This window comes from Arthrobacter sp. Z1-9 (assembly GCF_054792695.1).
This window is the reverse complement of the sequence record NZ_CP096456.1, coordinates 326,605-341,115: the sequence shown is the minus strand read 5'-3', so window position 1 is coordinate 341,115 and position 14,511 is coordinate 326,605. Positions and strand designations below refer to the sequence as shown.

Below are 14,511 nucleotides of genomic sequence, written 5' to 3'. Positions count from 1 at the left end.
TTTGAAATCAGGCCGAGAGGGATTCGGAAGTGGTGTTGGGAGCGGGATCGGGTTCGTCGGAGAGGCGGCCGTGCGGAAGCAGGACCGCCGCGACAATCCCCACCGCGTAGGTGGCTGCCAGGGCAATGAAGATCGGCGTGAAAACCGAGTTGTAAATCTGTGCGACGTTGGCCTGAACTTCCGGCGCGGCTGCGTGCACCAGCTGCGGCGTCAGGGTGGAAGCATCAAGGCCTGCCGGCAAAAGAGCGGCGACGCCGAAACCGATCACTCCGCCGATGACCGCCGTCGCCACTGTGGACCCCACCTGCCGCACCAGGTTGATGGTGGCTGTGATGGTGCCGGTCTGGCTGGCCGGGGCGGCGCCCTGGACTACGGCCACGATCAGGCTCATAAACGCTCCGGTGCCCATCCCCACCACCGCCATCACCATCATGGGAACCCACAGTGGAAGGCCCGCGGGAAGCATGGCCATCACCAAAAGCCCGGCGGCCCCCATCGTGGTTCCCACGATCGGGAAAATCCGGTACTGCCCTGTCCGGCTGGCCAGCCATCCGGTCAGCAGGTTGCTGACCAGCATGCCGAACACCGTGGCGATGGGGACGAACCCGGAAACGGTGGCGGTGGTCTGGTAGGCCATCTGGAAGTACGTGGGCAGGTAAGCAGTGATGGAGAAGAGGCCGACGCCGATAATCGCCGAGAGTGCCGTGCCTGCAGCAATGGTCCGGTTGGCGAAGAAATGGAGCGGCACGATGGGTTCGGGTGCACGCCGCTCGATGAAAAAGAACGCCGCAAAGCCGGCGATGCTGACAGCGAGCGCGGCAGCGGTGGCAGCGCCCGCGCTGCGTTCGGCAGCCCAGGTAACGGCAAGCACCAGCGCCACCAGGGCGGTGGTGAAGACAGCCGCCCCGGCAACGTCGAAGTGGCGGGGCATGGGGCCGGGCTCCAGGCGGGGAACGGCGATGAGCGCCAGGCCCAGGGCCGCAGCCCCCACCGGGATGTTGATCCAGAAGACCCACTGCCAGCCCCAATAGTCGGTGATGGCACCCCCAAGGACGGGGCCAATCAGGATGGCGATGGGGAAGGCCGCGCCGATGATGGCCATGTAGCGGGGCCGCTCCCGCTGGGTGGTGACGCGGGCAATGATGGTTTGGGACATCAACTGCAGTCCGGCGGAGCTCATGCCCTGCAGGACACGCGCGGCAATAAGCCAGGCCATATCCGTGGCGAAGCCGCAGGCCAGTGAGGCGGCCAGGAACATCACCAGCGAGAAGAGGAAGATGCGGCGGGCACCCAGCACGTCACCGAGCTTGCCGAGTACAGGCAGCAGCACGGTGCTGGCGAGGGTGTAGCCCACAACAACCCAGCTCATGAGTGTCAGTGCACCCAATTCACCGGAAATGGTGGCCAGGGAAGTGGACACCACTGTGTGGTCCAGGGCCCCGAGGAAGGAGACCGAGAGCAGGGCAACAACAAGGAGACGGAGTCTCAAAGGCGAAAGTGGCATAGTGATCTACCCGAACGATCGGGCCGTCGACGCGACGTGATGTGCCTCCGGCGCACCATCACACCGGAGAACGGGTCCGGCAGGAACCCCGGCGCCGTTATCCATAATACTGCGCTTTGGTCAGAAAACAACATAAGAACGCGCGGAACAGACATGAACGCTGGACGCCGTGCCTACGCATCTAGCACTGCCCAGGTAACTGACATGTCCTGCAGCAGTTCCGCCAGGTCCGCTGCCGGCTCATCCGACAAGCAGGCGTCGATCGCCCGGCGGAGGGCCAAACGTGCTGAGGACTCATAACAGTCCGGAGCCCGCAACACCCCTTCCTCGGTGGAAGTTTCCACCCGGGTCAGGCCGGCGGGCTGGTCCACAGTCACTTCGGTCCGCACCTCACCGAGGGCAAGCACCTTGAGGAAGCCTCCGGCATGAAGACCGCCGATTGCGGTTGCCGAAAGGGTTGCGGGAACTGTCCCGCCGTTGTAGTCGCCCGAGTCCAGGAGTGCGATCCTGCTGTGAACAGTGGCAATGCTTGACTGAAGCGCCAGCGCTCCCCCGGCGAGGTGCCGCATCCAGCCGAAGCCGTCGCAGATCAGCGCACCAAGGCCTGCAGCGTGGGCTGCACACTCAACGGTGATGATCCGGGCGGGGCTGCCGCGTCTTGCCGCAACCGCAGCGGCTACAACATCGGGACGCAGCCGGGGGCGTTCAACAATCACCGGGATGTCCCCAGGCCACCGCTCCGACTCAACGGCTCCCCGCGGAAGCACAGCAGGATCCGCCAGCACCACCGCCGACGCGCCGCCGGCGCGGGCTGCCAGCATCCCCTTCCACCAGTCGCCAGTTCCGGGCACCACCGCCACCGCCCCCTCCACGGTTACTGAAAGGACAGCACTCACGGGAAGCTCCGCGACAGCCGCCGTGTAGGCGGGCAACTCTGTGACAACGCTGACCGCCTGGTCCCGGCTCATTGCTGCACCCCTTCAAGGACTTTCGCCGCAGCGGCGTCAGCCAGACCGATGGCGTACTGTGCGTCAGCCAACAGTTCGTCGTACTCCATGGGGGCATCCCCTTCAAGGAGCGAGGCCAGCAGGCGCCACTCAGCCAGGTAGCCATCCTCGTTCTCACGCGGATACTCCGTCCACAGCCCGTCGACGCTCCGCACGCGGGTGGCAGCGCTTCCGGCATGGACAAAGGCGGGCGGGAAATCCACCTCGATGCGGTCATGGGAGGTGGCGATACTCATCCGCCAGAGGGCATCCGGCCCCTCCGGAAGCATGGTGAGCGCCAACTGGACCAGGACTCCGCCGGCCCTGTACCCCACCAAGTAGCCGACCGGGGAAACGACCCGGGCGTAGACCACTTCATCGATGCCGGGCGCGATGTCCCTCACGGCAGGAAGGTCGTGAATTGCGAGGCCGGTCAGCAGCTGCCTCAGGACGCCGGCCGCCACGGCAGGGTTGCCGAGGTCCGGGCGTCCCCGTCCGGCTGCCTGGAAAGTACCGCCCTCACTTACGAGCCGGTGGTTCCTGTCATTTGGCGGAAGCGCGAGCGTTACCGAGATGGCCTGCACCTTGCCCTCAAGGGCCACCAGGTGGTGCTTGGTGCGGCCCCATGCGGCGTCGAACAGATGGTTCGTCCCCACCAGCAGGGCCACCCCTGCCTCCCGGCACGCGGAAATAACGTCCTTAGCCTCGTCCATGGTGGTGGCCAGCGGCTTTTCGCAGAAAATGGCCAGCTTGCCGGCACTGAGTGCCGCCAGGATTTGGCGGGCGTGCTCACCGGGTGGGCTGCAAATAGCCACCAGGTCAACGGCCGGGTCCGCCAGCAGGTCCGCCTCCCCCTCCGACCAGTGTGCGCCATGCCGTTCAGCCAGGCCCCGGGCGCGCCCGCTTCCCGCATCGGCTACGTGCACCACTGTGAACAGTTCCGCGAGGCGCCCCAGCACCGGCAGGTGAAGCGCCGCCACGCCGGGGCCCGCGCCAATAATCCCCACGTTCCAAGGCATCGTCGCCCTCCTTCTTCTGTCACTATTATTCATAAGTGCGGAAAGATCTGGCTATAGTGGCAGCAAACCAAGCTTTAGTGGGCTTTGATGTGTGAGAATTGTGAACTATGACGACAGAGTCCACCCTCCGCTTCGGAGCCCAGACCGATGAAGTGACGAGCCTCCTGAGGATCGTCAACCTGGTGCGGACGGGCGAGGCAACTACCCGCCCCGAAATCGGCAAGGTCACCGGGCTGGGCAGGGGCGTTGTTAGCCAGCGCGTGGATCAGGCCATCCAATTCGGTTTCCTCGGCGAGGGGGAATTCGGCGCCTCCTCCGGCGGCCGCGCACCCCGGACCCTGCGCTTTCGCGCCGAGCAGGGCCGGATCGTCATCTGCGCCCTCGGAGCGGCCCACATCAGGGTGGGTTTGACGGCGCTCGACGGCGACGTCCTGGAGCACACACACCGCACCTGGGATATCTCCAGGGGACCCGAAAAGACCATTGAGGCAGTCATGGCCCTTGTGGACGACGTGCTGAAGAAGGACTCCACAGTGCCCGTCTGGGCTGTGGTGGTCGGGCTTCCCGGCCCGGTCGATTTCACCTCCGGACAGCCCGTATCGCCTCCCATCATGCCGGGGTGGAACGGATTCGATGTCCGCACACCCTTTGAGGAACGCTTCAACGCCCCGGTGTGGGTGGATAACGACGTCAACCTTCTGGCCCTCGGCGAGCGTGCCCGCCGTCGCGAATCCTTGGCCGACCTCATCTACTGCAAGATCGGTTCCGGAATTGGTGCGGGACTGCTGTCCCAGGGCAGGATCCACCGCGGCGCCAACGGAGCCGCCGGCGACATCGGCCATGTCCGGGTCCTGGATTCCACCGCCCAATGCCGCTGCGGCAAGATCGGCTGCCTGGAAGCCGTGGCCAGTGGCTGGGCCCTGGTCAGGGATGTTGAAAAGGCCATCAAGGAGGGCGCCAACAGCTCCATGGCTCCCCTGGTGAAAAAGGGAGCCCTCACCCTCGAGGAGATCACCCTGGCCTCACAGGCCGGAGACTCGCTGGCCATTACCCTGATTCAGAAGTCCGCCCGGGTCGCGGGCGAAACCATTTCTGCCCTGGTGAACATGTTCAATCCCGGTGTCATCGTCATCGGCGGCGCCATGGGGTCGGCGGGCGAGGTCTTTTTGGCGGAGGTTCGCCAGCGGGTCTACGAACTGTCGCTGCCGTTGGCCACGCGGGATCTGACCATCACCCTTTCCGTGAACGACGAGCGCGAACCCCTTCGCGGAGGCGCCGAGCTGGCGCGCGAGCAGCTGTTCGATGTCACCTTCCCGCGCTGGTTCGCCGACGGCCGCCCCTCGCCGGAACGCGTGGCAGTTCCCGCCTAAGATCAGCTCAGGGCGCTCCCGCTCAGGCGACGTCACGGGAGACGCTGGGTACCGGCGCTTCGTCCAGGTCCAGCCGGGCCTCCAGGTGGAACGGCAGGACCAGCGGTGAACCGGGCCGTGCTTGCAAGTACGGAATCATCAGCTGAAAATCCACGGCGACGGCACGTGTCCCGCTCGACAGCTCGCGCCGGCCCGCAAGGACAAGCCTGTCCTGCACAAACCACCAGCCCCGCTCTGACTGCAGGGCACCTGAGGACACGCGCCGGGACCCGAGAATCACTGCAAGATCCTCTGCTGCCACCGGCACGCCGTCCACCTCCACAGTGAGACTGGTGACGCTGGAGAGCGGCATTGAGCGGATCCACGGGAGGCCGATGCGCAGTTCAAAGCCTTCCGGAGCAGTGGTCAACGCATCCTCGCGCAAAGCGGTTTCCAACATGGCTTCCATCCTTTATCCTGAAACTGACATAAGTTTGTCACTAAGAAGCATAAAGGGGAAGACGCTCTATGGCTCCCGAAATTCCGAGCAGCTGGACGTTGTGCGCCAGCTCCTTTAACTGGACCCCGGACGTCATTGCCGCCCGTCGGACCGCCCAGGACATCGTCACCGGAATCGCGGATTCAGTGGTGAAGACGGTCGAACTCGAGCCCGGACTGGTGTGGCGGTCCTTCCCCGTTCCCCGCGACGCCGAAGTCGATGATTTGCGGGATGCCCTGGCGGCGAAGGGCGGGTCCGTCAGCATCGTTGGCGCAAGCCTTGACGACTTCACGCCAACGGAACGCCGCCCCCTGCACCAGCGCCTGGATTTCCTGGTTCCCCAGATCCATGCCGCGCACCGCGTGGGCGCCAGCGGAATCCGGCTCCCCATCGGCCAGGCCGGCACCGAACTGCTCACGCTGGTCCAGCCACTTCTGCACGAGCTCGACCTGGTGCTGTACGAGGAAATCCAGGGGCAGCAGGCCCCCGGCAGCGCCGCCGTCGAACCTGCCCTGGAAGCGATAGACGCCCTCGGAGATGACCACGTGCGGGTGCTTGTGGACATCAGCATGCTGATGCCCGCCCTTCCCGTCACCTACCTGGAAGAACTGCGCCGCGGTGGCATGCCGCAGGACTTCCTGGGGCGCCTGGAGCATGACTGGCGGGACCCCTCCACACATGACGCCGTCACCGCCCTGCTCCGCTCAGGAAACGTGCCCCCGCGGATCCACACCCTCTTTATGAACCTGCTCATCCGTTTCGGCCGCAGTGACGCGTCGGACCTGCAGGGCATCCTCCCCCTGGTGGGCGCCTTTCACCTGAAGTTCTGGGACTTGCACGACGACGGCGGGCGGGTTTCGCAGCCGTTGCGGGACCTGGGCGCCCTGCTGCGCCGCAACGGCTTCACCGGCACACTGACCAGCGAGTGGGGCGGCCACGAGTGGCTGCAGGATAACCCCACGGAGATGACCCAGCGGCACCTGGCGGTGGCTGAGGCGGCGCTGGTTGAGGCAGCACCCGTTGCCCAAGGCGTCGGCGGTTGACCCTATTTTCGGGTTACAGAACAAACGCCCCATCACCTTATGCAGCCTCCCCCGCAACGCACCATCACCTCCCGCAACTTTTGGTGCAACGCTCCATCACCTCCCGCAACTTTTGGCGCAACGCTCCATCACCTCCGGCGGCTTTCCCGCAACGCCCCATCACCTCCTGATGAAGTCCAACTGCAGTGGTGCCGGGAAGAGTGCGCATGCTCGGAATAGCTGCAGGAGCTGATGGAGGGTGCCCCGATCTACTGCAGGAGGTGATGGCGGGCGCCCCGAATTGCTGCAGGAGCTGATGGAGCGTTTCCACCTGACAGGCAAAACAACAGAGGCCGGCCCCGGAGTTCCGGAGCCGGCCTCTGTAGTAGCCGTTGTTAAGCCGGGTGGTGCTATTTGGTGCTGAAGGCGGCGTCGAAAGCTGCCTCGGAAGGCTCGTAGCTGGAGAGCCTGCGCACAAACGCCAGAGCCTCAGGGGCACCGGCCAGGCGGTCCATGCCGGCGTCCTCCCACTCCACGGACAACGGGCCGCGGTAGCCGATGGAGTTGAGCATCCGGAACGCGTCCTCCCAGGGCACGTCGCCGTGGCCCGTGGAGATGAAGTCCCAGCCGCGCCGCGGGTCGGCCCATGCCAGGTGCGATGAGAGCCGCCCGTTGCGCCCGTTGCTGAGCCGCTTCTTCGTGTCCTTGCAGTGCACGTGGTAGATCCGGTCCTTGAAGTCCCAGAGGAACCCCACGGGATCGATGTCCTGCCACACCATGTGGCTCGGGTCCCAGTTCAGCCCGAAGGCCTCACGGTGCCCGATCGCCTCCAGCGCCCGCTGGGTGGTCCAGTAGTCGTAGGCGATCTCGGACGGGTGCACCTCATGGGCAAAGCGGACGCCCACCTCGTCGAAGACGTCCAGGATGGGGTTCCACCGGTCCGCAAAGTCCTGGTACCCGGCGTCCACCATTTTTTCCGAGGCCGGCGGGAACATGGCCACATACTTCCAGATGGACGACCCCGTAAAGCCGGTTACCGTCTTCACACCAAGCTTGGCCGCGAGCCGGGCGGTGTTCTTCATTTCCTCGGCGGCACGGCGGCGCACCCCTTCAGGGTCGCCGTCGCCCCACACGATGTCCGGCAGGATGCCGCGGTGCCGTTCGTCGATGGGGTCATCGCACACGGCCTGGCCCTTAAGGTGGTTGGCGATGGTCCACACCTTGAGGCCGTGGCGTTCCAGGATGTCCAGCTTGCCTTGGACATAGGCGTCGTCGTCCCAGCGCCAGGGGTCCAGGTGGTCTCCCCAGCACGCTATTTCGAGCCCGTCGTAGCCCCACTCGCCGGCAAGCCGCGCCACCTCCTCGAACGGCAGGTCGGCCCACTGGCCGGTGAACAAAGTAATGGGTCGTGCCATGTATTTCCCCTCCTACGAGACCTGCGCCGGGACATCGGCGGCAACGCGGGTCCAGGCTGAATCATTGTCGGAACTGCGTTCGACGGCGTCGAGCACCCGCTGGACCCTCAGCCCGTCAGCGAAGGTGGGCTGCGTGTCGGTGCCGGCCACAATGCCCTCCACGAGGTCCTTGACCTGGTGCGAGAATCCGTGCTCGTAGCCGAGCATGTGGCCAGCGGGCCACCACCCGGAGACGTAGGGGTGCTCCGCTTCGGTGACCAGGATCTTCCGGAAGCCCTGGCGGTCCGCGGGCGCCGTCCGGTCATAGAACTGGACACTGTTGAGGTCCTCGAGGTCGAACGCCAGGGCGCCCTTGTCCCCTGAGACCTCGATCTGCAGCGCGTTCTTCCGTCCGGTGGCGAAGCGCGAAGCCTCGAACGATGCCAGGGCACCCGATTCGAAGCGACCGGTGAAGATGGCGATATCGTCCACGGTCACCTTGCCCTTGCCCACACCCGCCGTGCCGGAAAGCCCGGTGCCGGAAGTGGAGTCCTCCAAAAGAGGACGCTCCTTCACGATGGTGTCGATGGTGCCGGACACCTTCTCCAGGTCCAGCCCGGTGACGAACTGGGCCAGGTCGATGGCATGGGCCCCGATGTCCCCCAGCGCACCGGAGCCGGCGTGCTCCTTCTGCAGGCGCCAGGCCAGCGGCATCTCAGGATCAACGAGCCAATCCTGCCGGTAAGAGGCACGCACCTGATTAATCGTCCCCACGGCGCCTTCAGCGATGAGGTTGCGCAGGAAAGTGACGGCCGGGACGCGGCGGTAAGTAAACCCCACCATCGCCCGAATGCCCTTTGCTGCCGCCCGCTCCGCCGCTTCGGCCATCGCTTCAGCTTCGGCCACCGTATTGGCCAGCGGCTTCTCGCACAGGACATGCTTCCCGGCTTCCAGCGCCGCGATAGCTATCTCTGCATGGGAATCACCGGGGGTGACAATGTCGACGACGTCGATATCGTCCCGGGCGATCACCTCGCGCCAGTCCGTGGCGGACTCAGCCCAGCCCCACTTGTGGGCTGCGTCCGCCACCGCTTCGGCGTTGCGGCCCACCACGACGGCCATTTCCGGTTCGGCCGGCAGGTCGAAGACGCGGGGCGCCGTCCGCCAGCCTTGGGAGTGGGCAGCACCCATAAAGCCATAACCGATCATGGCCACGCGCAGGGTTGTCATGCCAGCACGACCTTGCGCTCAACCGCCACCCGGTTTCCGACGTAGCGCATGGGCGCGATCTGCATGTAGAGCAAGCGGAGGGTGAGGATGACTTCAACGTCGATCTCCTCTCCCGCGTCGGGGATGCGGTCCAGCGGGATGATGACATCGGGCTTGTCCGCGACGAACCAGAGGGTTTCCCATTGCTCGGGCAGCTCCGCGATGGAGTAGGACTTGCCCTGCAGTTCGAAGCGGAGGGCTTCTTTGGGGATCGCCACGCCGTTCACTGTGGCCGCAACATCGTCCAAGGCGGACAGCCAGAGGCTGCGGTACCAGGGCAGTTGCACGGACACCGAAATGCCCTCGGGGTGCCTGCGGACGTCGGCGTCCTGGAACAGGGAGTTGTGAGTTGCCATGGCTTTCCTTACTTCGCAGTCTCGACCAGGGTCGGGTTGGAACCAGTTGAATCGACGGATTCTTCGATGGCGCGGCGCATCAGTGTGTGCTGCTTCTTCACCAGGTCGATGGGGTCCGATTCGCCGAGGTCGGCGAAGGCATGGCCTTCCCATTCGCTGGACAGGAAGCCCTGATAGCCGCCCTTGACGAACTGGCGCACGATGCGCGGGATGTCCATGGCGGGCTCGTTGCCGTTCTCGTCGATGTCGTAGAACTTCGCGTGCACGTGGAACATCTGCGGCATGATGTCCAGCCATTCCTCCGGCGGAACCAGTCCGTGCATGTTGAACGCCAACCGGGTGAAGGGGCCCAGCCGGGCGGGATCGAAGTTGTTTTCGCGCAGGTAGTCCTCGAACTCCTGGTTCCGCTCCTGCATGGGCAGGGGCTTGCGCCAGATGTCCTGCATGACCGCGAAGTGTTCCTCAGGCAGGCCCATCTGGGTCAGGGTGCGGAACAGCGTGGGCGACAGGCTGTGCATGGTGGAGCTGAAGTCTGCCGTGAAGCCCAGCCGGTCGCTGCCGAGCTCCTCATACATCTCGCGGATCTGGAGGATCTTGGGATCGTTCGGGCCCTGGGGCGCGTGGATCTCGTAGCCGAGCTTCTGGTCGTACTTTTCGGCCAGCGGAAGCAGCCGGCGGAGCAGTTCCTTGCCCGCGGACCGGATAACGATCTTGTTGAAGCCCAGCGTGTTGGCGGTCTTGAGCTGCCGGGCGAAGAAGTCGAACTCCTCGTCCGGCGTCATGTCCCGGTCTTTACGGCGGCCCATGTCCAGGTTGGTGCCCACGGCGCTGGGGGTCAGGCCGTAGCGGTCCATGCTGTCCCGCCACAGGCGGACGAAATCCTCGTCCACGTCCGGGTAGGTGCGCAGCATCTGGGCGATGTTGAACTCGACGCCCGGGCCGAGGCCTTCATCGGCGACGGCCTTGATCAGGGTCTCCGGGGTGTAGAGCCCGGCCGCGAATTCTGACGTGAGGGAGTAAAGAGTGATGCCAAGCTCGATGCCCGAGCCTGCGATGCCTTCTGACATGTCTTTGATTCCTTTTGTTTCAGCCGCGAACGGGCTGGGCGAGGTGGCTACTGAGGATGCGGCGGGCTTCCGTTGCGTCGGTGATCATGGCGGAACCGGCGTTGGCCGCTGCTGAACGCTGGACGGCCTGCTCGCCGCGGATGATCTCGAACGGGTCCTGCCAGTTGTTCCAGTGCCAGCCTTCGTATTCGCTGGAGATGGCACCGGAGTAGCCGTCTTCCACGAGTTGCCGGACCAGGCCGCGCACCGGCACTGAGGGCTCTTCGCCGTTTTCGTCAATGCCGAAGAACTTGCCGTGCACGTGACGGACCCACGGCATGATTTCCAGCCACGTGTCCAGCGGTGCAGGGCCGAACAGTCCCGTTCCGTTGATGCCAAAGTCGATGCCCAAGTCGGGCCGGCCGTTCCGGGCGGCGAGGCCAATGAAGGCGCCGAAACGTTCGCCGTGGACCTTTTGGTTGTTGGGCGGCCCTTCTGCATAGAAGCCGTTCCACAACTCAACCACCTGCCGGAGCAGGTCCTCTGAGGCGTCGCGTCGGCGGTAGGCCTCCAGGAGGGACGGGGCGAAGCCGGTGACCGTGGCGCCCCAGTCCGCGGTAAACCCAAGCAGCGGCGAATCGAGCTTTTCGTAGCGGTCGCGGAGTGCCAGAACGCGCTCATGGGCGCCGTGCTGGTCAGCGTGGACTTCGAGGGCCAGGGTGACGCCGTACTTTTCGGCTACCGGCAGCAGGCTTTCCATGGCGTCGGGCGTCAGCGAGATCTGCACGCGGGCGATTGGGAAGCCGAGCCGGGCGGCCACCTCGATCTGCTTGCGCATGTACTCGACGAGTTCGTCGTGGTTCATGAGCCGGTCCCGGCGGATGCCCGTGTCCACGTTGACTGCCAGCGACGTGGGGACAAGGTCCACCTCGGCCACCAGATCGCGGAACTGCCCAACGAAGTTGTCATCGATGCGGTCCGGGAAACCGCGCAGGCTGGAGAACCCGATTACCTCAAGCCCCGGGCCGAAACCCTCAGCCGCCACCTTCCGGATGAGGCCGTCGAGGTCGTACTGCCGCGCATGGGAGGCGCGGGTGAAGCTGTAAAGGGTGACGCCCTGGATCGGCGTGCCGAGGCTGGTCATCGCTGTGCCACCTTCATGGTCTTGGTGTCGTGCTCTTCGATGTGCAGCACGCCGTGGTCGGTGATGATGTAGGGGATGTAGAGCTTCAAGTCCACCCGGACCTCGTGCTCGGCGTTGTCATCCTGGACGGGAAGGTCGCCGGAAAGGACGGCGGAGTCCAGCGGAAACCACCATTCGCCCGTCTCATCCACGAGTTCTGCAAAGCTGAACGTGCGGTTGTTCATGGTCCAGCGCAGCGTGTCCTCCGGTGCGGCAACGCCGTCAACCGTCAGTGCTGCGCCGGCGATGCATGAGCCCGGAAGGGCGCGGTACCAGGGGATCCGTACTTCGACGGCGGTGCGGCCGTCCTGGGTGGTCAGTGTTCCCTGCTCGATTATGCGGTCGGCGATCATCGAGACCTCCTTGTCTGCGGCATGCCTTGCCTGCGAGTGAATGCTTTTGATTGAACGAAGGGCCGGCGCGCGGCACTTCTTCACTATTTAGTCAGTCTATTGTCTGATTTAGACATAAGTAAAGCGCTATTGATTTCTTCAGCGATTTTCCGTGCTCCACGCACGGCGAGCGCTACCGACGTCAGCGTGGGATTGCACGCCGTTGCGGTGGGGATGACGCCGTTGCCGGCCACGAAGAGGCCGGGAACCTGCCACACCTGGCTGTCCGGCGAACAGACGCTCTCGCCGTCGTCCGTTTCACCCATGCGCGTGGTGCCCTGGTAGTGCAGCGACGCACCGGGAGGCATCACAAACGGGCGCTCATCGATCGGTTCGCCCACCGCCTTCCCCAGGCGGACAATTTCCTGCCTGGCGCGGCCCAGTACCTCGTGGTCCCGCTGTGTGAGGCGGTAGTGGATGCGCATCGCTGGCATCCCGTAGGAGTCACGGGTATCGTCGTCGAACGCCACCCGGTCCTCGCGCTGCAGGTCCTTGGCGCAGAACAGGCCCAGCCCCACGATGGAGCCCGGGATAACGGGGTCATCATCGGCCAGGGGAACCGGGGAAGCATCCAGCTGCATGATCTGGCCGTGGAAGGGCGCCTCGTCCGTATAGGGGACCCAGGCCACTCCGCTCTGTTCGCTGAGCGCGCCGTTGGCAGTTGCCGGGGCGTTCTCAGGCTGGACATCGCGGAGCCTGCTCGCGAACACCACCTGCGCCTGGTCGTTGAGGTAGCGGCCCAGGGCGTCGGGCCGGATCCCGGAAGCCCACAGCAGCTGCGGCGTGCGCAGGGCGTCCGCCCCCACCACAATGTAGCGGGCTGCCACGTGATAAGTCCCGCCGTTGCGGCGGTCCTGGACTTCGATGCCGGCAGCCACGCCGTCCTCCACCAGCACACGGGTCACCAGCGATTCATCAAAGAGGCCAAACTGGGGGTTTTCGCGGGTGACCTCCCCCATCACGACGTCGGAGCCGGACCAGACGAGGCCGCCATCCTGCCGCCGGTGTACCGCAAGCGGCATGGGCTGGACGCGGTAGGTAGGCTTTCGGCCCTGATCCACTACTGTGGCCAGGCGTTCGCGGACCAGGTCCGAGAAGGGGGCACCATCGAAGGCGGAGGTGGTGACGCCCAGGAGGCGGTCCGCATCGTCAAGGAGGTCTTCCAGGTCCGGCAGGAACGGGATGCGCTCTTTGCCGCCCGGGTGGGGACAGGCAGCGGTCCAGTGGGCGGCCATGCCGCCCACGTTGCTGGACATGGCCGCGACTGGCATGCCGTCCTCGCCCGGGAAGGCGTAGCCGTCCTGCAGCAAGTAGGTTCCAGGGCGCGCGCGGCGTTCTCCGCTCTTGACGGCGCCCGGCGAGTTCACGGTTGCGGCACCGGCACCGGGGCCTTCCGACGCCCGTTGGGCCAGGCTGCGGCGGTCAGGGTCCTCGATGTTCTTCACGTGCGCCCCGGGCGGGTCGCTGACAGTGGGGCCTACTTCGAACATGGCGATAGTGGCGCCGGGGGCTTCCTCGCTGAGGATCCGCGCGTAGGCCGATGCCGTGGGGCCGCTGCCGACGATGGCGACATCAACCGCGGCGGGATACCGGTTGCTGCTCACCGCCCCGCCACCAGTTCCTGGATGCGGCGCACCGACTTTGCCGAGTCAATGGTGGGGTAGTACTCGAGGCCGATAGGGCCGGTGTAGCCGCTGTTGCGCAGGTCCGCGAACCGTGCGGGCCAGTCGATGGAACCGGAGCCGGGCTCGCCGCGGCCCGGAGCGTCGGCGACCTGCACGTACTTGATGAGGTCCCCGGCATTCGCGAGTTCTGCCGCCACATCCTCGCCCTCAACGGTGGAGTGGTAAAGGTCGTAGAGGACGCCGAAGTTGGGCGAGTTGACGCCCCTGGCGACGTAGACAGCCTCCGACGTGCGGTCCAGCAGAGCTCCAGGGTGGTCAACACGGATGTTCACCGGTTCGAGGACCAGCGTGATGCCGGAACCTTCAATGTGCGCAACGCCCGTGGTAAAGATTTCTATGAGCTCATCCAGCTGGTCCTGCCGCTTGCGGCCGCCGAAGCCGGTGCCGCTGCCTACCACGATGCGGGGGCAGCCGAGCTGGCGGGCCACTTCGACGCCGGCATCCAGTCCGGTGTAGAACGGCGCGTGGTCCTTGGGCGGGATCATGAACTGCATCCGCGGCTCTGCCAACTGGGCGGTGAGCTGGACTCCGGTTTCGTCGAGGGCTTCCTTGAGGGCGGGAATGTCCTTCCCTGTGGGGCCCCACATTTCTACAGCGTCGAATCCGGCGGCGGCTGCGGCGCGGACACGGTCGGCGGCGCTGGCGCCTGCTTCTGAGAACAAAAGGTCGATGTTGGGCGCAAGCTGGTACATGCGTGGCTCCTGGGTAGTTGAGGGTGATCAGTAGGAATGTGGGGTGGCGGCTGTGCCTGAATGGACCTGTTTTTGGGCGCAAAGGATCGCGCAGGCCGCTTGTGCTCTTTAGCCC

At 65.3% G+C, this 14,511-nt stretch carries 14 protein-coding genes; 2 read left to right on the top strand and 12 right to left on the bottom strand.

Annotated elements, in window-relative coordinates; genetic code table 11:
- Positions 1 to 7 precede the first annotated feature (7 nt).
- From M1D93_RS01585 to M1D93_RS01575, 3 genes are all read right to left on the bottom strand, one after another.
- A complete protein-coding gene (locus tag M1D93_RS01585) occupies positions 8 to 1,489 on the bottom strand; it encodes an MFS transporter (RefSeq protein WP_461173459.1) in 1,482 nt (493 codons plus the stop codon).
- A gap of 188 nt (positions 1,490 to 1,677) precedes the next feature.
- The gene (locus M1D93_RS01580; protein ID WP_461173458.1) at positions 1,678 to 2,472 is read right to left on the bottom strand and encodes a hypothetical protein; all 795 of its coding nucleotides are present in this window, start codon (positions 2,470 to 2,472) and stop codon (positions 1,678 to 1,680) included.
- Positions 2,469 to 3,509 carry a Gfo/Idh/MocA family protein gene (locus M1D93_RS01575; protein ID WP_461173457.1) on the bottom strand — a complete coding sequence of 347 codons (1,041 nt, stop codon included), beginning with the start codon at positions 3,507 to 3,509 and terminating at the stop codon, positions 2,469 to 2,471. The genes M1D93_RS01580 and M1D93_RS01575 overlap by 4 nt, the downstream gene beginning before the upstream one ends.
- A gap of 107 nt (positions 3,510 to 3,616) precedes the next feature.
- Here M1D93_RS01575 and M1D93_RS01570 point away from each other — a divergent pair, with 107 nt between their 5' ends.
- Positions 3,617 to 4,879: an ROK family protein gene (locus M1D93_RS01570; protein WP_461173456.1), complete on the top strand. Its 1,263-nt coding sequence runs from the start codon at positions 3,617 to 3,619 to the stop codon at positions 4,877 to 4,879.
- 22 nt (positions 4,880 to 4,901) lie between these two features.
- On the opposite strand, the gene M1D93_RS01565 is transcribed toward M1D93_RS01570, so the two are convergent.
- Positions 4,902 to 5,318, bottom strand: a complete 417-nt coding sequence (locus M1D93_RS01565) for a C-glycoside deglycosidase beta subunit domain-containing protein (RefSeq protein ID WP_461173455.1) — start codon at positions 5,316 to 5,318, stop codon at positions 4,902 to 4,904.
- A 68-nt stretch (positions 5,319 to 5,386) separates the two neighbouring features.
- Here M1D93_RS01565 and M1D93_RS01560 point away from each other — a divergent pair, with 68 nt between their 5' ends.
- Entirely contained in the window at positions 5,387 to 6,400 is a 1,014-nt protein-coding gene (locus M1D93_RS01560) for an apurinic/apyrimidinic endonuclease family protein (protein WP_461173454.1), read from the top strand.
- Between the two features lie 389 nt (positions 6,401 to 6,789).
- On the opposite strand, the gene M1D93_RS01555 is transcribed toward M1D93_RS01560, so the two are convergent.
- The 8 genes from M1D93_RS01555 to M1D93_RS01520 all read right to left on the bottom strand — a co-directional run bounded on the left by M1D93_RS01555 (position 6,790) and on the right by M1D93_RS01520 (position 14,396).
- On the bottom strand, positions 6,790 to 7,794 hold the full coding sequence (locus M1D93_RS01555; RefSeq protein ID WP_461173453.1) for a sugar phosphate isomerase/epimerase family protein: 1,005 nt from the start codon (positions 7,792 to 7,794) through the stop codon (positions 6,790 to 6,792).
- Positions 7,795 to 7,806: 12 nt separating this feature from the next.
- Complete coding sequence (locus M1D93_RS01550; protein WP_461173452.1) at positions 7,807 to 9,003, bottom strand: Gfo/Idh/MocA family protein; 1,197 nt, start codon at positions 9,001 to 9,003, stop codon at positions 7,807 to 7,809.
- Positions 9,000 to 9,398: a C-glycoside deglycosidase beta subunit domain-containing protein gene (locus M1D93_RS01545; protein WP_461173451.1), complete on the bottom strand. Its 399-nt coding sequence runs from the start codon at positions 9,396 to 9,398 to the stop codon at positions 9,000 to 9,002. The genes M1D93_RS01550 and M1D93_RS01545 overlap by 4 nt, the downstream gene beginning before the upstream one ends.
- Positions 9,399 to 9,406: 8 nt before the next feature.
- Complete coding sequence (locus M1D93_RS01540) at positions 9,407 to 10,465, bottom strand: sugar phosphate isomerase/epimerase family protein (protein ID WP_461173450.1); 1,059 nt, start codon at positions 10,463 to 10,465, stop codon at positions 9,407 to 9,409.
- 19 nt (positions 10,466 to 10,484) lie between these two features.
- Positions 10,485 to 11,588, bottom strand: coding sequence for a sugar phosphate isomerase/epimerase family protein (locus M1D93_RS01535; protein WP_461173449.1), 1,104 nt, complete (start codon positions 11,586 to 11,588; stop codon positions 10,485 to 10,487).
- Positions 11,585 to 11,980, bottom strand: coding sequence for a C-glycoside deglycosidase beta subunit domain-containing protein (locus M1D93_RS01530; RefSeq protein ID WP_461173448.1), 396 nt, complete (start codon positions 11,978 to 11,980; stop codon positions 11,585 to 11,587). The genes M1D93_RS01535 and M1D93_RS01530 overlap by 4 nt, the downstream gene beginning before the upstream one ends.
- 83 nt (positions 11,981 to 12,063) lie before the next feature.
- Entirely contained in the window at positions 12,064 to 13,623 is a 1,560-nt protein-coding gene (locus tag M1D93_RS01525) for a GMC oxidoreductase (RefSeq protein ID WP_461173447.1), read from the bottom strand.
- Positions 13,620 to 14,396 carry a TIM barrel protein gene (locus M1D93_RS01520; RefSeq protein WP_461173446.1) on the bottom strand — a complete coding sequence of 259 codons (777 nt, stop codon included), beginning with the start codon at positions 14,394 to 14,396 and terminating at the stop codon, positions 13,620 to 13,622. Before M1D93_RS01520 ends, M1D93_RS01525 begins: the two co-directional genes overlap by 4 nt.
- Positions 14,397 to 14,511 lie beyond the last annotated feature (115 nt).

Excerpts from the sequence above, each read along its gene's own strand:
- M1D93_RS01545 (WP_461173451.1), bottom strand. The coding sequence starts at position 9,398 with ATGGCAACTCACAACTCCCTGTTCCAGGACGCCGACGTCCGCAGGCAC.
- M1D93_RS01580 (WP_461173458.1), bottom strand. The coding sequence starts at position 2,472 with ATGAGCCGGGACCAGGCGGTCAGCGTTGTCACAGAGTTGCCCGCCTAC.
- M1D93_RS01565 (WP_461173455.1), bottom strand. The coding sequence starts at position 5,318 with ATGTTGGAAACCGCTTTGCGCGAGGATGCGTTGACCACTGCTCCGGAA.
- M1D93_RS01555 (WP_461173453.1), bottom strand. The coding sequence starts at position 7,794 with ATGGCACGACCCATTACTTTGTTCACCGGCCAGTGGGCCGACCTGCCG.
- M1D93_RS01570 (WP_461173456.1), top strand. The coding sequence starts at position 3,617 with ATGACGACAGAGTCCACCCTCCGCTTCGGAGCCCAGACCGATGAAGTG.
- M1D93_RS01560 (WP_461173454.1), top strand. The coding sequence starts at position 5,387 with ATGGCTCCCGAAATTCCGAGCAGCTGGACGTTGTGCGCCAGCTCCTTT.
- M1D93_RS01575 (WP_461173457.1), bottom strand. The coding sequence starts at position 3,509 with ATGCCTTGGAACGTGGGGATTATTGGCGCGGGCCCCGGCGTGGCGGCG.
- M1D93_RS01550 (WP_461173452.1), bottom strand. The coding sequence starts at position 9,003 with ATGACAACCCTGCGCGTGGCCATGATCGGTTATGGCTTTATGGGTGCT.
- M1D93_RS01540 (WP_461173450.1), bottom strand. The coding sequence starts at position 10,465 with ATGTCAGAAGGCATCGCAGGCTCGGGCATCGAGCTTGGCATCACTCTT.
- M1D93_RS01535 (WP_461173449.1), bottom strand. The coding sequence starts at position 11,588 with ATGACCAGCCTCGGCACGCCGATCCAGGGCGTCACCCTTTACAGCTTC.
- M1D93_RS01520 (WP_461173446.1), bottom strand. The coding sequence starts at position 14,396 with ATGTACCAGCTTGCGCCCAACATCGACCTTTTGTTCTCAGAAGCAGGC.
- M1D93_RS01530 (WP_461173448.1), bottom strand. The coding sequence starts at position 11,980 with ATGATCGCCGACCGCATAATCGAGCAGGGAACACTGACCACCCAGGAC.